Raw genomic sequence first — 15,384 nt, forward strand, 5'->3', positions numbered from 1 at the left:
ATGGCCAAACTCATTAAGAATGGAACGATTGTCACTGCAACGGATCACTATCAAGGGGATATTCTCATCGAAGATGGGATTATTACTGGGATCGGTTTGAACCTCGCACGTGAAGGCGCAGAGATTGTAGATGCCACAGGGAAATATGTTTTTCCTGGCGGTATTGATCCACATACCCATCTGGATATGCCATTTGGCGGAACGGTCACCGCGGATGATTTTGAGACTGGTACGATGGCTGCGGCATTTGGCGGAACGACGACCGTGATTGATTTTTGCTTGACGAATAAAGGGAAACCGCTTAGTCAGTCTGTTCAGACTTGGCATCAGAAAGCAGAGGGCAAGGCCGTCATTGACTATAGCTTTCATCTCATGATTGCGGAAATCAATGATGAGGTGCTGGCTGAGCTACCGAGCATGATTCATGATGAAGGCATCACTTCTTTGAAGGTTTTTATGGCATATAAGAACGTTTTCCAAGCGGATGACGGCACGTTGTATAGGACTTTACTTGAGGCCAAAAAGCATGGAGCACTCGTGATGGTACATGCAGAAAATGGCGATGTCATTGAGTATTTAATTAAAGAAGCACTCGAAGCGGGTCAGACTGATCCGATTTATCACGCGCTGACTCGGCCATCCTTGATTGAAGGTGAAGCGACAGGGCGCGCTGCCAAGCTCACGGCATTAGCCAACTCGCAGCTCTATGTGGTGCATGTGACGTGTGAAGAGGCTGTGCAGCAAATTACGGAGGCACGCAATCGCGGTGTTGATATCTGGGGAGAAACGTGTCCGCAGTATCTGATGCTCGATCAAACGTATTTGGAAAAGCCAGATTTCGAAGGCGCGAAATATGTGTGGTCCCCGCCACTTCGGCCGAAGTTTCACCAAGACGTGCTGTGGAATGCGTTGAAAACGGGTCAATTGCAGACGGTGGGCTCAGATCAGTGTTCGTTTAATTTTAACGGTCAAAAAGATTTAGGGCTCGGGGACTTCAGTAAAATTCCCAACGGTGGACCTTGCATCGAAGACCGTTTCTCTATTCTGTTCTCTGAAGGGGTAGGGAAAGGGCGTATCACACTGAATCAGTTCGTGGATATTGTGTCAACGCGAAGCGCAAAGCTGTTTGGTTTGTTTCCGAAAAAGGGGACGATTGCGGTTGGCGGGGACGCGGATATTGTGATTTTTGATCCGAATGGGAAGCGCACGATTTCCGCTGAAACCCACCATATGAATGTGGATTATAATCCGTTCGAAGGGCTTGAGATTACAGGGGAGCCAGTGACGGTATTGTCCCGCGGAGCCTATGTCATTCGGGATAAACAATTCGTAGGAGAATCCGGAAATGGTCAATTCATCAAAAGGGGAACATATGTTTCATCATCCTCACAGTTGAGTCAGCCGAAGAAGGAAACGGTCCAAGGAGGTGCTCCTCATGTCTGAATTCGAGCTCTTTCAATCGGAAAAGCAAAAACTTGACGGTTATGTCGCACAGAAATTCAAAATAGTCGGCGTGCTCGAGGACCTAGAAGGGGCATGGCTGGATCTCGAGCACCCCGGTGGTGAAACGGCGAAGCTTCATTTGACGACGGCCAACGCCAGAAAGTACTACGTCAATGTGCTATTGTCGCAGGGCAAAACCAAAGTTTAAGAAATAGTTCCGTAGAGATATTCATACCCGTGTAGAGCTAGCTCTAACGCGATTCGCTTCTGCGGCTGCAGGAAATCGTCTCCGAGGATCGCAGTAATTTTGTCCAGCCGATGGTATAACGTTTGCCGAACAATGAACAACTCCTTGGCTGTTTCTTGTTTCGAGCCGGATAGCGCTAGATACATGTGCAATGTTTTCAATAGTTGACCATTTTTCTCACGATCATAGGCGATAATACCGCTGAGATACCCAGCAACATATGAAGTAAGTTGACCTGTTTTCTTCATGAGCAGGATCACTTTGTAGACGTGCAGTTCGTGATAGAAAGGCTTCGGGAGCACACCGATATCCTTCTGGATCTCTAGTGTTTCTAAGGCAGTTTCATAGCTGACTTGAATTTGAAGCGGATCGCTGATTGTTCGGCCAATACCTATAAGAGTCTGAAATAGTTGCGTTTCTTGCGCTTTTTGAAAGCGTTGGATCGTTCGTAAGATTCGTTCATGACTAGTTCCAGAGGGCATTTGATCTAAGAGGATGAAGACGATCCGCTGCTCATACACCGTAGGAAGTAAATAAAAGCCCTCTCTTTCAAATAAGGAGCGGGCGATCATTTGTTTCTGAATAAGGAGTGTTTCCTGCTCTCTGGAACCATTGCTTCCTGCGGCTTTATCGAATACACAAATGATAATTGGACCTAGTTTCATGGGAGGCTTGATGGTCATGACATATTCACGAATATCCTGCAGCGAATGCTTGCCGCCTAACCAATCGGTCACCCATAGTTCCTGTTTAAAACGGGTTTTCTCCTCGATATAGGTCGTGCGCATCATCTCTTGGGCAATAGCGGTCGCGCATCGATCCAAAGCGAGAATTTGGAACTCGCTCAGCTCTTGTTCGGCAAATAAAAGTAGGTCTGCGAACAAATGTTCTAAAGCGAGTATGGGGCGATGGGCTAGCTTGTTTTTGACATCGGATAAGTGAAAGAGTTCGCCATATATCCATTTCTCAAAAAATGCTGCGCCCTCTTCTTTCGGTAAGGAGGGTACGAACACGGCATCCGTATCGAATGGAAAAAAGGCAACTTGCACATGTGTTGTCTCATGAAGCAGCTTAAGAAGAGGCAGCAAGCCTTTGCCGGACAAAAGCAGCTGATTGAGCTTGGTGGAAAGTGATTCTAGATCGGACACCATTTTGTGATGCTGGTGAATGAAATGTGTATGTAAATCCTGTGTGATATCAATGTATCGGACTTCCTCATGGAAAAAAATAAGCGGAAAATTCGCTTGAAGGGCAAGTGCCTTCATGCTCTCAAGCGGCTGCTTCGTATAGGTGCCTAGCTCGATACACAGTCCTGAAGCACCGCTGTCAATCAATTGCTGTAGGAACGAAAGACTCGTTTCTTCGTTGTCTTGCCAACCGATCCCCGTGCTAAGAATGAGTTCATTTCCGTTCAAAAGATGACCGACTTGCGTAACTTCCATGATGTGAACCCAGCGAACTTTACGGGACAGTGCTTCTTCCGTAGCAATCGCTTCGGCCTTATGAAAGAGCGGACGCTGCAAAATATCATGCACGGTTAATTGCAAAAGGGTCTGTACCAAGCGAAATCACCACTTTCATGTGAGGAAAGTTGACGTAATTGCGAAAAGTAAGGGAATGAACCCTATTATACAATGTGTCCAATGACTTGTGGAGAAAATTTATTGCCCCAGGAGATGAACGGCGATGACGGACCTGCAAAATTTTATTAATGGCGTTTGGGTAGACGCAACAAGTGGTGAAATGAGTGATGTCATTAATCCTGCAACAGGACAAGTGATTGCGCGTGTACCGTTATCAAGTGCTAGTGATGTAGAACAAGCTGTCTGTGCTGCCCAAAATGCGTATGAATCATGGAGTAGAACACCTGTTCCGAAACGTGCGCGCGTTTTGTTTCATTATTGGCAGCTGCTTCAAGCTCACGAGCATGAACTTGCTGAATTGATTACGCGAGAGAACGGGAAAAGCTACAAAGAAGCACTTGGTGAAGTGCTGCGCGGTATCGAGTGTGTAGAATTTGCAGCTGGTGCACCATCCCACATGATGGGGACTACACTCGCTAATATTTCTGCGGAGATGGATTCCGAGTTATTTCGGGTGCCCCTAGGCGTAGTCGGAGGCATTACACCCTTTAACTTCCCAATGATGGTGCCATGTTGGATGTTCCCACTTGCGATTGCGCTTGGGAACACCTTTGTTTTGAAGCCTTCCGAACGAACACCGTTAACAGCTATGAAATTAGCCGCTTTGATGCAAGAAGCTGGACTTCCTGATGGTGTGCTGAATGTGGTGCATGGTGCCCATGATGTGGTCAATGCGCTCACGATGTTACCTTCCGTCAAAGCAGTATCCTTTGTGGGCTCGCAGCCTGTCGCTAAGTATGTGTATGAGAGAGCATCTGCGGCGGGTAAAAGAGTGCAAGCTCTCGCAGGCGCCAAAAACTATCACATCGTCATGCCTGATGCGCATCTGGAGAAAACGATTGAGAATATCGTCATGTCGTCGTTTGGCTCTGCAGGCGAACGATGTATGGCGTGTTCAGCTGTCGTTGTTGTGGGGGATGGGGAGGAGTTTGTAAGCGGGCTGCAAGAAGCTGCTGCTCGGTTGGTGCTTGGCAGTGGGATGGAGGAGCAGGTTACGCTGACACCGATTATTCGAGATGAGCAGCGGACGCGAATCGCGAGCTACATCGAGAAAGGGATCACGGAAGGTGCTGAGCTGCTGATCGATGGGCGAACGGTGGAGGCGTGTGAGGGCGACGGCTTTTTCCTCGGAGCCACGATTTTTGATCACGTGAAACCAGAGATGACGATTGCTAGAGAGGAGATATTCGGGCCTGTCTTGTCGTTATTCCGCGCGGCGGATTTGACTAGCGCTTTGGCGTTAGTGAATCAATCCCGCTTCGGGAACTCAGCAGTTATATACACGGAGAATGCGAAAGCTGTGCGTCAATTCCGTGAGGAGGTAGAAGCGGGGATGCTTGGCGTTAACGTAGGCGTCCCAGCGCCGATGGCCTTTTTCCCCTTCTCAGGTTGGAAGGATTCATTCTATGGCGATTTGCATGCCAATGGGAAAGACGGCGTTGAATTTTATACGAAGAAGAAGATGATTACATCGCGGTATTTTTGAGTGTGGGTGACGGCTGATGTAATGAAACCATCTCTATTAAGTTCCCACGCCTGCTGTCATAAGGGATCAACTATTCAAGGCCCGATTAGCCACCGCCAAAGGCGGTTTTTTTTCATTTTAGCCAAACAGTCCGTTGTCGAGAAGGAGTCAATTTAGTATGATGGAGTGTACGTCGAGAGGAATACGGAGGACTCCATTACAATGAAGAAAAACCGAAAAAACAGCAACTCCATGGGACAATACCGTGAGCTGCTTGGCCGCTATTTGTTCCCTCAGAAGGGGACGCTGATCGGACTAACACTCTTATTATTCGCATCCATCGGGCTGCAGCTGATTAATCCGCAAATTATCCGCTATTTTATTGATACGGCACAGTCGCAAGGGGCGATGCAGCCACTTTTTACTGCGGCGCTTCTGTTTATCGGATTTGCATTGGTGCAGCAACTGGTATCTGTGATTGCGACCTATTACAGTGAAAATGTCGGTTGGAAAACGACCAATAAGCTGCGCGTTGATTTAGCCTCGCATTGCCTGTCGCTGGATATGTCCTTTCATAAGAGTCATACATCCGGTTCGCTGATCGAACGCGTGGATGGAGATGTGAATGCGCTTGCGAATTTCTTCTCCTCCATGATCATTCATTTATTTGGGAATGTGCTGCTCATGGCGGGTATTCTCGTCCTTTTATTCCGGGAAAATTGGTTGATTGGCGTGGGAATGGCTGTTTTCGTCGTATGCGCGATTTACATGATTGGGTGGATTCGTCAGTTTGCTGTGCCTGTTTGGGCAGGGTGGCGGCAGGCAAATGCTGAGTTTTATGGTTTTATCGGGGAACATTTGGAGGGGACGGAGGATATTCGCGCCAACGGTGCGGTACGCTTTGTGATGAATCGCTTCTATACTATGCTCCGAAAAATGCTACCGTTACGCGTCAAAGCTTTCCTCGGTTTCTGTGCGATGTGGAACATGTCGATCTTCGTTTTCGCGTTAGGGAATGCGATGGCGTTCGCGATCAGCGCCTATTTATGGCATGGCAATCATATATCCTTAGGTACCGTGTATTTAATTTTCTTCTACACGGAATTACTCGCTAAGCCGATCGAGAAGATTCGGACGCAAATGGAGGATTTGCAAAAAGCAGACGCAAGTATTTCCCGCATTCGTGAGCTATTCGCGATTAAGTCAAAGATTCAAGATGGACCTGGGGCTGGGCTTCCAGATGGACCGCTTGGGGTTGACTTCAAAGATGTCGTATTCAGTTATGATGACGATCAGCCGACGATTGATCACTTGACGATGACTTTGAAGCCTGGTGAAGTGCTTGGCTTGCTTGGGCGAACAGGGAGCGGGAAATCTACGATTGCGAGGTTATTATTGCGCTTCTATGATCCGCAAAGTGGTGTGATTGCTCTCAGTGGTACTGATATTCGCGCGTGTAAACTAGCTGAGCTACGAAAACGTGTCGCGCTAGTGACACAAAATATTGAAATCATCCAAGGGACAATTCGCGATAATTTAACCTTTTATGATGCGTCAATTCGGGATGAACAGATTGTTGCGGTACTTCATGAACTTGGCTTAGGTGCTTGGTATGAAGCAATGCCAGATGGCTTGGATACGGGGCTTGCATCGGGGGGAAGCAGTTTATCTGCTGGAGAGGCGCAGTTGTTGGCTTTTGCCCGCGTATTCCTGACGAATCCGGGACTAGTTATTATGGATGAAGCATCATCGCGTCTGGATCCTTTGACTGAGCAACGTATGGAGAAAGCCGTTTCCAAATTGTTATCGGAGCGCTCCTGCATTATGATTGCCCATCGACTTGCCACTGTACAGCGTGCAGATCACATCGTTATTCTGGATGGAGGGCGTGTGCTGGAATCAGGTCGAAGAGAAGTGTTGGCCGCCGACCCGAATTCCCGCTTCAGCCAATTGCTCGCGACAGGGTTAGAGGAGGTGTTGGCATGACAACGTTTCAGTATTTAAAAGGTCTTATCATGTATAAACCTTTCCGATATTTCATTAATGCTCTCGCATGGACCATCATTTATTTGGCGCCAATTGCACCGGGTCTTATTACAAAAGCTTTTTTCGATACGTTGACGGGGAATGCTACATTGAAGTTTGGCGTGTGGGGCTTGATCGCGCTGTTGATCGGGGCAGCTTTGGGACGAATCCTACTGATCATCATTGGATTCATTACGGATGTGAATTTTCGCTTTCGCATGGGGATGCTGCTTCGCCGCAATTTGTTAGAGCATGTTCTCAAGCAGCCAGGCGCACAAGCGATTCCTGTGTCACCAGGAGAAGCGATAAGTCACTTCCGAGATGATGTTGATCAATCCGAGGAAGCGGCGAGCTGGTCGGTAGATGTGTTTGGGATGACGTGTTTTGCTCTCGTTTCAGGATACATATTGATTCGTATTGATGCGCAAATGACACTTCTCGTGTTTATGCCAATCGTTATCGTCATCACGGCGGCTCAACTTGCAACCGTTCGTTTGCAGAAATATCGCGCGGCAAGTCGGGAATCAACCTCGAAAGTAACGGGGGAGATTAGTGAAATGTTCGGCAATGTGCAGGCTATTCAAGTGGCAGGCGCCGAGAAGAGAGTCATGGAGCGGTTTAGCAGCTTCGGTGATCAGCGTCGCAAAGCAATGCTGAAAGATCGACTGATGAGTGAATTACTTGACTCCGTTTTCTCGAATTCGGTCAATTTGGGTACGGGACTTTTGCTTCTCTTGGCGGGGACGAAAATGAGAGCAGGGACGTTCACCGTTGGTGACCTTGCATTATTCGTTTACTATTTGACATTCGTGACGCAGTTTATTACGAATGTCGGGAAGTTTATTACGTACTTTAAGCAAATGAGTGTTTCATTAGAGCGTTTGACCTTCTTGTTGCAAGGAGCGTCGGCGAAGGTGTTGACGATGGTGAAGCCGTTGTATTTGAAGAAGGAGCGGGTAGGGAAGAGTGAATCGGCTGTTCGGAAAGAAGGGCTTGGGGTAGAAAGCATCCAAGTGATGGACTCAGACCATAAAGTGATGGACCCAGATCAAGCGAACGACAGCGTCGCTGCGCCTCCGCTGCAACGATTGGAAGTGAATGGGCTCAGCTACACCTACCCGGATACGGGTAGAGGTATCGCTGACATTCACTTCGCCATGCAAAGAGGATCGTTCACCGTCATCACGGGAACGATCGGCTCAGGCAAAACCACGCTGGTTCGTTCCCTTCTTGGGCTGCTGCCCAAAGAGAGCGGAACGATTGCGTGGAATGGCGTGCCCGTCGAAGATCCGGGCACTTTCTTTGCACCGCCGCAGAGCGCGTATACCGCGCAGGTACCGCGGCTATACAGCGATACGCTGCGCAATAATATTTTGCTCGGGCAAGCGGAGCAAGGTGACAGCTTGCAGCAGGCTTTGAACGCAGCGGTGCTCGAGTACGACGTCGCGCAGCTGCCTGGCGGGCTGGACACGGTCATCGGCCCGCGCGGGGTCAAGCTCTCCGGCGGCCAAGCGCAGCGGACCGCCGCAGCCCGCATGCTCGTGCGGGACGCCGAGCTGTATGTCTTCGACGACCTGTCGAGCGCGCTCGACGTCGAGACGGAGCAGAAGCTCTGGGAGCGGATGTTCGAGCGTCGCAGAGATGCGACATGCCTGGTCGTCTCGCACCGCAAAACCGCGTTGACGCGTGCCGACCACATCATCGTGATGAAAGATGGCCGCATCGAAGCGGAAGGCACATCGGAGAAGCTACTGCTACACAGCTCCACGTTCCGTGAGCTATGGTACGGTGACGACCGCAAGGCATAGACATAGGCTTAGTTCTTGTGCGCTTCGCGATTACCAATAAAGGAAATTTCGATCTGTGTCACGAATAGTAAAACAAAAGCAAAGTTAGTCTGTCGCAACATCAACATCAAAACCCTTACACAAATTAAATCAATTAACTGTAAAAACTACAGCTAATCTTCACGATTTCTTACCAAAATTCAATTTAACTGGATTTTCTGTAGTTAATTTCACCAAAATTCGCTGGAAACGTTGCAATCCGTGAAATTAGCTACATATTTTCCATTTAAATTGTCCAGTTGAATGAAATCGGCGAATTTAACGACATGTTTTCCATCTATTTCCGAAAGCTCCACCGAACAGCGAGGATTGAGGTTTGAAAATGTCGCTCGAACCTATCATTTCCCTCACCCAATCATCAAGAAATCCACCTGACGTGACTATCAGAAGGTGGGTTTTCGTTCGTTTAGCACCTATCACTCAAGTAGAGGATGAACACTTCGCATGATCAACACACTCATTTTGGTTTTCATTTTAACGATGATCATTCACACGGCAGAGACGCTCTCGTACTCGATTCGCTATGCGGGTGTACGGGTGAACAAACTCGCGGTAGCACTTTCGCTGGTCGGCATCGTCGTGCTCGTATCACGCACAGCGAACCTGATTCAGGCGCCGATGACGGCGCATTTTGTGGATTTTGCCAAGCATGAGCCGACGTTTGATTTGGTGCGATATTTACGCATTTCTCTGCTGGCTTCCTCCATCGGGACGGTTATCGCGATCGCGTTATTTCCTACTTTTATCAACCTGAGCGCTAGAGTCATTGCTCGTCTCGAACTTGCAGGCTCACTGCCGAAAATGCTTACGAATGTAACCATTTCACAACTGAAGAACACGACCAAATATATCAAAAAGCCTAAAGTGAAGCTAAGTCAGTTCCGTTATCTCGGTATTTCCAAACGATTCCTATTCATCAATATTGTCGTTACAGCTTTCTACTCCGTAGGCGTTCTAGCCTCTCTATATGCGGCTCATTTATGGCCCGATCATGCGACTACAGCTTCACAAGCGTCAGGTCTAATCAACGGAATTGCTACTATTTTGCTCACAATATTCATTGATCCGCAGCTAGGTCTCATAACTGACAAAGCATTACATGACGAATCTCAACGTAAGCAGCTAGGTAAAATCTACGCTTTACTCATGACGACTCGCTTCCTTGGAACGCTTCTAGCACAAGTTTTTCTAGTACCGTCAGCGTATTTTATTGGGTGGATGGTTCAGTTGTTTTTCTAAAAAGTGTGAAATCCTTTCATTCAGCCGCCTCGCTTGGTATAATAGCCTCTATCATAGTAGCGCAAACAAGAAACGGAGTCCGACCATGAAGAAGTTCAAGAAGTTTTATATTGAAATTACGAGTGTATGCAACTTGGCCTGCACATTCTGTCCGCAGACGAAGCGTCAAGCGAATTTCATCAAAATAGATACGTTTACGAATATCCTTGACCAAATTAAACCGCATACGGATCATATTTATTTGCACGTGAAGGGTGAGCCGCTGCTCCATCCCAAGATCGATGAACTGTTAGACCTAAGCCACGAGAAGGGCTTCAAGGTGAATATCACAACGAATGGGACGCTTATTAACAAAAATAGGCACAAGCTGCTCGATAAACCGGCACTTCGCCAAATGAATTTCTCATTGCACAGCTTTGACGGCCATGAAGGATCTGAGGATAAGGAAGGTTATGTGACGAGCATCCTGCGTTTTGCTAAAGAAATCGTTGCGAAATCGAATGTCATTATTTCCTTCCGATTATGGAATTTGGATACGGATAATCAGACTAATTTAGAGCGGAATCGGAATCGTGAAGTGCTGGAATTGCTAGAGAAGGAGTTCGAGCTCGATTACAAAATCGATGAGAAGTTCGTCCGCGGAACTGGCGTAAAGCTCGCCGATCGCGTCTATCTGAATCAGGATCACGAATTCCAGTGGCCTGATTTGAAAGCGGAGGAGATCTCAGGTCCTGGCTTCTGCCACGCCTTACGCAACCAAGCGGGTATTCTAGTTGATGGAACCGTCATTCCTTGTTGTTTAGATGGGGAAGGGGTTATTAATCTAGGGAATATTAACCACACACCTTTCTCTGAAATCGTAGAGGGTGAACGTGCGAATCGTTTGTTCGAAGGCTTCTCCAGACGAGAAGTGGTTGAAGAATTATGCCGGAAATGCGGCTATCGCGAACGTTTTAGTATGTAAAATGATGGCTCATTCCAGGCAGCGGCGAAGCTGAGGGAGTGGGCTATTCATTTTCTGTTCGTTTTTTTGCTTTTAATAGACTTTCATGAGATAATACAAGTTTGATTCAAACTATGGGTTGGGGGCACAAACGTGGGACGTTATCCATTTGCATATGATCATGCACAGCCATATATGCAGCAGGTGTCCGACTGGATTGCGGATATCTTCTATGACATTTTGCCTGAAGCAGGTTTTGAAGTTCGAGATGAACAGATTTACATGGCGTTTCAGCTAGAACGGGCTTATGCGGAGAAACAGACAATTTTTGCGGAAGCTGGCGTTGGGACAGGTAAAACGTTGGTCTATTTATTATACGCGCTATGTTATTCGCGTTTTACGAAGAAACCGGCAATTATCGCCTGTGCCGATGAATCGCTTATTGAGCAGCTCGTGAAACCAGGTGGGGATATCGACAAAATTTCTCGTCATTTGAATATGGAAATTGATGCGCGACTCGCGAAGTCACCGGATCAATATGCTTGCTTGGTCAAACTGGATGAAGCCAGATTCGGCCACGAAGATACGGGGCTGTACCGAGAGGTTTATGAGGGACTACCTGAATTTGTGCATACGCGTGAAGCACTACAAACGTTCTATGCATACGGAGATCGCAAAAACTACCCGCAATTGAATGATGAGCAGTGGCACCGCATGAATTGGGATGCTTATCAAGACTGCTTTGTGTGTGATAAACGTCATCGGTGTGGACAAACCCTGTCCCGTGAATCCTACAGGAAGTCTGCAGACTTAATCATATGTTCGCATGATTTCTACATGGAGCATGTATGGACCTACGACGCTAGAAAGCGTGAGGGACAGCTGCCACTATTGCCAGATCACTGCACCGTTGTATTTGATGAAGGACATTTGATGGAATCTGCTGCTCAAAAGGCGTTGACCTATAAGTTGAAGCATATGGTGTTCGAGGAATTGGTCATTCGCTTGTTAAAAGGGGAAGTTCGTGAAACTTTAGCCGTCTGTATTGATCGTGCGATTGAGCAGAGCGAACGTATGTTTGAAGTGTTGGAAAACTCCTGTCGCCCGATTGCAGGTTCTGATCGTAAGCAAATTATCATGAGTGATCTCTTGAAAAGAGAGATTCATACGTTCTGTGATATTTTGTCTGAGATTGAAGAGGAGCTCGTCTTTGAAGGAGAAATGTTTACCCTCAATGACTATCAGCTGAAGATTGTCGAGGAGCATCTGGAGATGATGCAGAAGGCGCTCGCGTTATTCCGCAACGATCATACCTTCATTTGCTGGGCGACAGAAAGCATTACTGGACTCAGTCTTGTTATTATGCCAAGAACGGTGAAGGAAGTGCTGAAAGAGCACGTCTTTTCATCTAAAATGCCGATTGTCTTCTCCTCCGCGACACTTTCGGTGGAAGGTAGCTTCGACTATGTGGCGAACAGCTTAGGCTTGGAGAAATATCTTTCGTTCTCCGTGGATTCTCCGTATGACTATGCGGAACGGATGGAAGTCATTGCCCCTCGCTTCGCGGAAGGCGGAACATTCCAAGAGAAGATGACTTCAGCCGTTGGCTTGTTGAAAAGGACGGAAGGAAGAGCGCTTATTCTGTTCCCGACGCATCAGGAATTGCAGCGTTTCAAAGCTGAAATGTCATCTCATTCGGATTGTAAAGATCTAACCTTTTATTATGAAGGGGATCGAGAAATTTCGCATGTGATCGCTTCGTTCCAAGAGAATGAGCACAGTGTATTGGCTGCCGTTAGCTTGTGGGAGGGACTCGATATTCCAGGTCCATCACTATCCAATGTCATTGTCTGGGCGCTGCCGTTTCCTCCACAGGATCCAGTATTTAATGCCAAGCGTGAGGCAGCAGCTTCACCTTATGAAGAAGTTGATATTCCTTACATGTTGCTTCGCCTACGCCAAGGTATGGGTAGGTTGATCCGAACGCGTGAGGACAGCGGGCTTATTGCGATTTTCAGTGAGGAGTTATATACGAATACTTCACTGCGTGAGCATGTCGAGCGGGTATTGCCAGCTGGCGTTGTGATGAAGTCCGAATAGCGGCAATACGGAAAGAGGTGCAGTTTTGTTGCGCCTCTTTTTGCTTTGCGAGGAGTACAAACGTATGATAAAAACGACATAAATTTACAATTCTTTTAAACATAGTCCTAGTGTAGGACAATCTATGCAGTGAACAATCTAAATCTATCAGACTATGGAAAAATCAAACAGAATATGAAAATATAGTAGCATATTCACCTATAACTTCGAGAGGATGTTGTGCATGCTAAAAAAATCAGTTATTGTTACTTCTGTTTTAATGATGTCTATGATTCCTATGTTTTCGTACAGCAGTGAATCTCATGCCGCAAACTTTGAAAAAGGAAAAGAGACTGCCATAAAAGTGATGGAGTATAATATTCATCATGCCGAGGGCACAGATGACATTTTGAATTTGAACAGGATTGCTGACGTTATTAAAACATCGGGTGCCGATATCATTGGTTTACAAGAAGTCGATAATCATTTTTCCGCGCGCAGTGATTTCGAAGATCAGGCGAAATGGTTAGCCAATTACTTAGGCATGCATTATATGTTTGCTGCAAATCTTGACTATGATCCGTTAAATGAGGGAGAACCCCGTCGTCAATACGGAACAGTTGTTTTAAGTAAATATCCTATTCTTTCTAGCGAAAATCATTTGCTCGATAATACGCAATATCCTGCAGAGCAGCGCGGTCTCGCGAAAACGGTGATTAACGTGAGAGGAAATCATATTAACTTTTACAATACGCATCTTGATAATAAGAGAGCCGAACAGAGGGATATACAAGTCAATGAGATCCTTGACATTGTAAATCAAGATAAAGGAACAAGTATCTTAGTAGGAGACTTCAATGCGACACCTGATAGTCGAGAAATTCTAAAAATGTCTGCGCAGTATAAGGATGTATTTGCAGAACTCGGTCTAAATGATGCCTATACTTCCTACTATTATTCAGATAAGCCCAATCGTCGTATTGACTATATTTATACATCTGATGATGTGAAAATTAATGCAGGGAACGTTATCGATACGAATGCAGCTGACCACTTACCCATAACTGCTGATCTTGTTATTACAAAGTAAACATCCGTTTGAATAAGAACCTCCTTCGGTGATGAATCTGAAGGGGGTTCTTTTCATGAGTATTTTTCATTTTTTGTCGCCGCGCAGTCTATTGGCTAACAAAAGCGTGTATATATAACATATAAATGGAAGCGTTTACAACTTGTCCAAAGAAGTACGATCGACCCATTCAACCTCGGCCAATCCAGTGTTAGCAGCATGAACACGTCGAAGGAGGTCGTCGCATGCAATTCTCTTATACGCAAGATCAGCAAGATATCCGTGCCAAAGTCCGTGAGTTTGCACTCGCGAAGATGGAGCCGACTTCAGAAGAAAGGGATGAATATGAGCGTTTTGATCGTGGGATTTTCGACAGTATCGGTGAGCTTGGATGGTCTGGGATCCCCTGGCCACAAGCATTCGGCGGCGGCGGCTCTGATTTCTTAACCTATGCGATGGTGATTGAGGAGCTTTCCCGTGTATGTGCTTCGACAGGCGTCATGCTCTCCGTACATACGTCGCTGACCAGCTGGGCGATTCATACGTATGGTACGGAAGTGCAGAAACAAACGTATCTACTCCCCTTGGCACAAGGGAAAAAGCTTGGCGCCTACTGTCTAACGGAAAGCGAATCTGGCTCAGATGCTGGTGCTATGCGCACGACAGCGACGAAGGAAGGAGATGCGTACGTGCTTAACGGCTCCAAGTTATTCGTGACGAATGGCGGGGAGGCGGAGGTGTATATCGTATTTGCCATAACGGATGCACAGAACAAGTCAAAAAGCTGTACAGCTTTCATCGTGGAAAAAGGAACGGAAGGGCTTATTTTCGGCACCAAAGAAAATAAGCTTGGCATCCGATCATCCACTACGATGGAGCTGAGGTTTGAGTCATGCAGCGTGCCAGCGGACAACCGATTGGGTCCGGAAGGCGATGGCTTCCGCATCGCGATGCGGAGTCTGGATGGCGGACGGATCGGGATCGCTGCGCAAGCAACGGGGATAGGCCAAGGAGCCTTGGACGCTGTCGTTGCATATGGAGCGGGATCTGGCGCGCTCAGCGGCGAGCAATTCGATGCTAATATCTCGGAGATGGCCACGCACATCGAAGGCGCAAGGCTGCTGACCTATCAAGCCGCTTGGCGTAAAAGCCAAGGGCTCTCGTATGGGAAGCAGGCTGCCATAGCGAAGCTTTTTGCCAGTGATACGGCTGTTAAAGTATGTTTGCGAGCTGTTCAGCTCTGTGGCGCATGGGGTTGCTTGAAGGAGTCGAAGGTGGAGCGATATCTGCGAGATGCTAAAGTGACGCAAATTTATGAAGGGACGAATGAGATTCAGCGTATTGTGATTTCGCGTTTGCTGCTTTCTGAAAGCACGTAGGAAGG

11 protein-coding genes are annotated in these 15,384 nt (G+C 47.2%); 10 read left to right on the forward strand and 1 reads right to left on the reverse strand.

Annotation, left to right across the window (positions count from 1 at the left end; translation table 11 throughout):
• Both hydA and ACSQ8P_RS16570 read left to right on the forward strand, forming a co-directional pair.
• Positions 1-1,443 carry a dihydropyrimidinase gene (hydA, locus tag ACSQ8P_RS16565; RefSeq protein WP_436236151.1) on the forward strand — a complete coding sequence of 481 codons (1,443 nt, stop codon included), beginning with the start codon at positions 1-3 and terminating at the stop codon, positions 1,441-1,443.
• The gene (locus tag ACSQ8P_RS16570; RefSeq protein WP_436236152.1) at positions 1,436-1,651 is read left to right on the forward strand and encodes a hypothetical protein; all 216 of its coding nucleotides are present in this window, start codon (positions 1,436-1,438) and stop codon (positions 1,649-1,651) included. Before hydA ends, ACSQ8P_RS16570 begins: the two co-directional genes overlap by 8 nt.
• On the opposite strand, the gene ACSQ8P_RS16575 is transcribed toward ACSQ8P_RS16570, so the two are convergent.
• Positions 1,648-3,252 carry a PucR family transcriptional regulator gene (locus tag ACSQ8P_RS16575; protein ID WP_436236153.1) on the reverse strand — a complete coding sequence of 535 codons (1,605 nt, stop codon included), beginning with the start codon at positions 3,250-3,252 and terminating at the stop codon, positions 1,648-1,650. The genes ACSQ8P_RS16570 and ACSQ8P_RS16575 overlap by 4 nt on opposite strands.
• Before the next feature lie 124 nt (positions 3,253-3,376).
• Here ACSQ8P_RS16575 and ACSQ8P_RS16580 point away from each other — a divergent pair, with 124 nt between their 5' ends.
• The 8 genes from ACSQ8P_RS16580 to ACSQ8P_RS16615 all read left to right on the forward strand — a co-directional run bounded on the left by ACSQ8P_RS16580 (position 3,377) and on the right by ACSQ8P_RS16615 (position 15,379).
• Complete coding sequence (locus tag ACSQ8P_RS16580) at positions 3,377-4,819, forward strand: CoA-acylating methylmalonate-semialdehyde dehydrogenase (protein WP_436236154.1); 1,443 nt, start codon at positions 3,377-3,379, stop codon at positions 4,817-4,819.
• A 201-nt stretch (positions 4,820-5,020) separates the two neighbouring features.
• Entirely contained in the window at positions 5,021-6,784 is a 1,764-nt protein-coding gene (locus ACSQ8P_RS16585; RefSeq protein WP_436236155.1) for an ABC transporter ATP-binding protein, read from the forward strand.
• Positions 6,781-8,631, forward strand: coding sequence for an ABC transporter ATP-binding protein (locus ACSQ8P_RS16590; RefSeq protein ID WP_436236156.1), 1,851 nt, complete (start codon positions 6,781-6,783; stop codon positions 8,629-8,631). The genes ACSQ8P_RS16585 and ACSQ8P_RS16590 overlap by 4 nt, the downstream gene beginning before the upstream one ends.
• A 483-nt stretch (positions 8,632-9,114) precedes the next feature.
• The gene (locus ACSQ8P_RS16595) at positions 9,115-9,909 is read left to right on the forward strand and encodes a lipid II flippase Amj family protein (protein WP_436236157.1); all 795 of its coding nucleotides are present in this window, start codon (positions 9,115-9,117) and stop codon (positions 9,907-9,909) included.
• Positions 9,910-9,994: 85 nt separating this feature from the next.
• Positions 9,995-10,873, forward strand: a complete 879-nt coding sequence (locus ACSQ8P_RS16600; RefSeq protein ID WP_056625258.1) for a radical SAM/SPASM domain-containing protein — start codon at positions 9,995-9,997, stop codon at positions 10,871-10,873.
• Between the two features lie 132 nt (positions 10,874-11,005).
• Positions 11,006-12,952, forward strand: coding sequence for an ATP-dependent DNA helicase (locus tag ACSQ8P_RS16605; RefSeq protein ID WP_436236158.1), 1,947 nt, complete (start codon positions 11,006-11,008; stop codon positions 12,950-12,952).
• A gap of 223 nt (positions 12,953-13,175) precedes the next feature.
• Positions 13,176-14,021: an endonuclease/exonuclease/phosphatase family protein gene (locus ACSQ8P_RS16610; RefSeq protein ID WP_436236159.1), complete on the forward strand. Its 846-nt coding sequence runs from the start codon at positions 13,176-13,178 to the stop codon at positions 14,019-14,021.
• A gap of 224 nt (positions 14,022-14,245) precedes the next feature.
• On the forward strand, positions 14,246-15,379 hold the full coding sequence (locus tag ACSQ8P_RS16615; protein ID WP_436236160.1) for an acyl-CoA dehydrogenase family protein: 1,134 nt from the start codon (positions 14,246-14,248) through the stop codon (positions 15,377-15,379).
• Positions 15,380-15,384: the final 5 nt, after the last annotated feature.

The organism is Paenibacillus sp. LjRoot153, assembly GCF_964253085.1.
Lineage (GTDB): Bacteria > Bacillota > Bacilli > Paenibacillales > NBRC-103111 > Paenibacillus_E.

Coding starts and splice junctions, on each gene's coding strand:
- hydA (WP_436236151.1), top strand. CDS start 1: ATGGCCAAACTCATTAAGAATGGAACGATTGTCACTGCAACGGATCAC.
- ACSQ8P_RS16570 (WP_436236152.1), top strand. CDS start 1,436: ATGTCTGAATTCGAGCTCTTTCAATCGGAAAAGCAAAAACTTGACGGT.
- ACSQ8P_RS16580 (WP_436236154.1), top strand. CDS start 3,377: ATGACGGACCTGCAAAATTTTATTAATGGCGTTTGGGTAGACGCAACA.
- ACSQ8P_RS16585 (WP_436236155.1), top strand. CDS start 5,021: ATGAAGAAAAACCGAAAAAACAGCAACTCCATGGGACAATACCGTGAG.
- ACSQ8P_RS16590 (WP_436236156.1), top strand. CDS start 6,781: ATGACAACGTTTCAGTATTTAAAAGGTCTTATCATGTATAAACCTTTC.
- ACSQ8P_RS16595 (WP_436236157.1), top strand. CDS start 9,115: ATGATCAACACACTCATTTTGGTTTTCATTTTAACGATGATCATTCAC.
- ACSQ8P_RS16600 (WP_056625258.1), top strand. CDS start 9,995: ATGAAGAAGTTCAAGAAGTTTTATATTGAAATTACGAGTGTATGCAAC.
- ACSQ8P_RS16610 (WP_436236159.1), top strand. CDS start 13,176: ATGCTAAAAAAATCAGTTATTGTTACTTCTGTTTTAATGATGTCTATG.
- ACSQ8P_RS16615 (WP_436236160.1), top strand. CDS start 14,246: ATGCAATTCTCTTATACGCAAGATCAGCAAGATATCCGTGCCAAAGTC.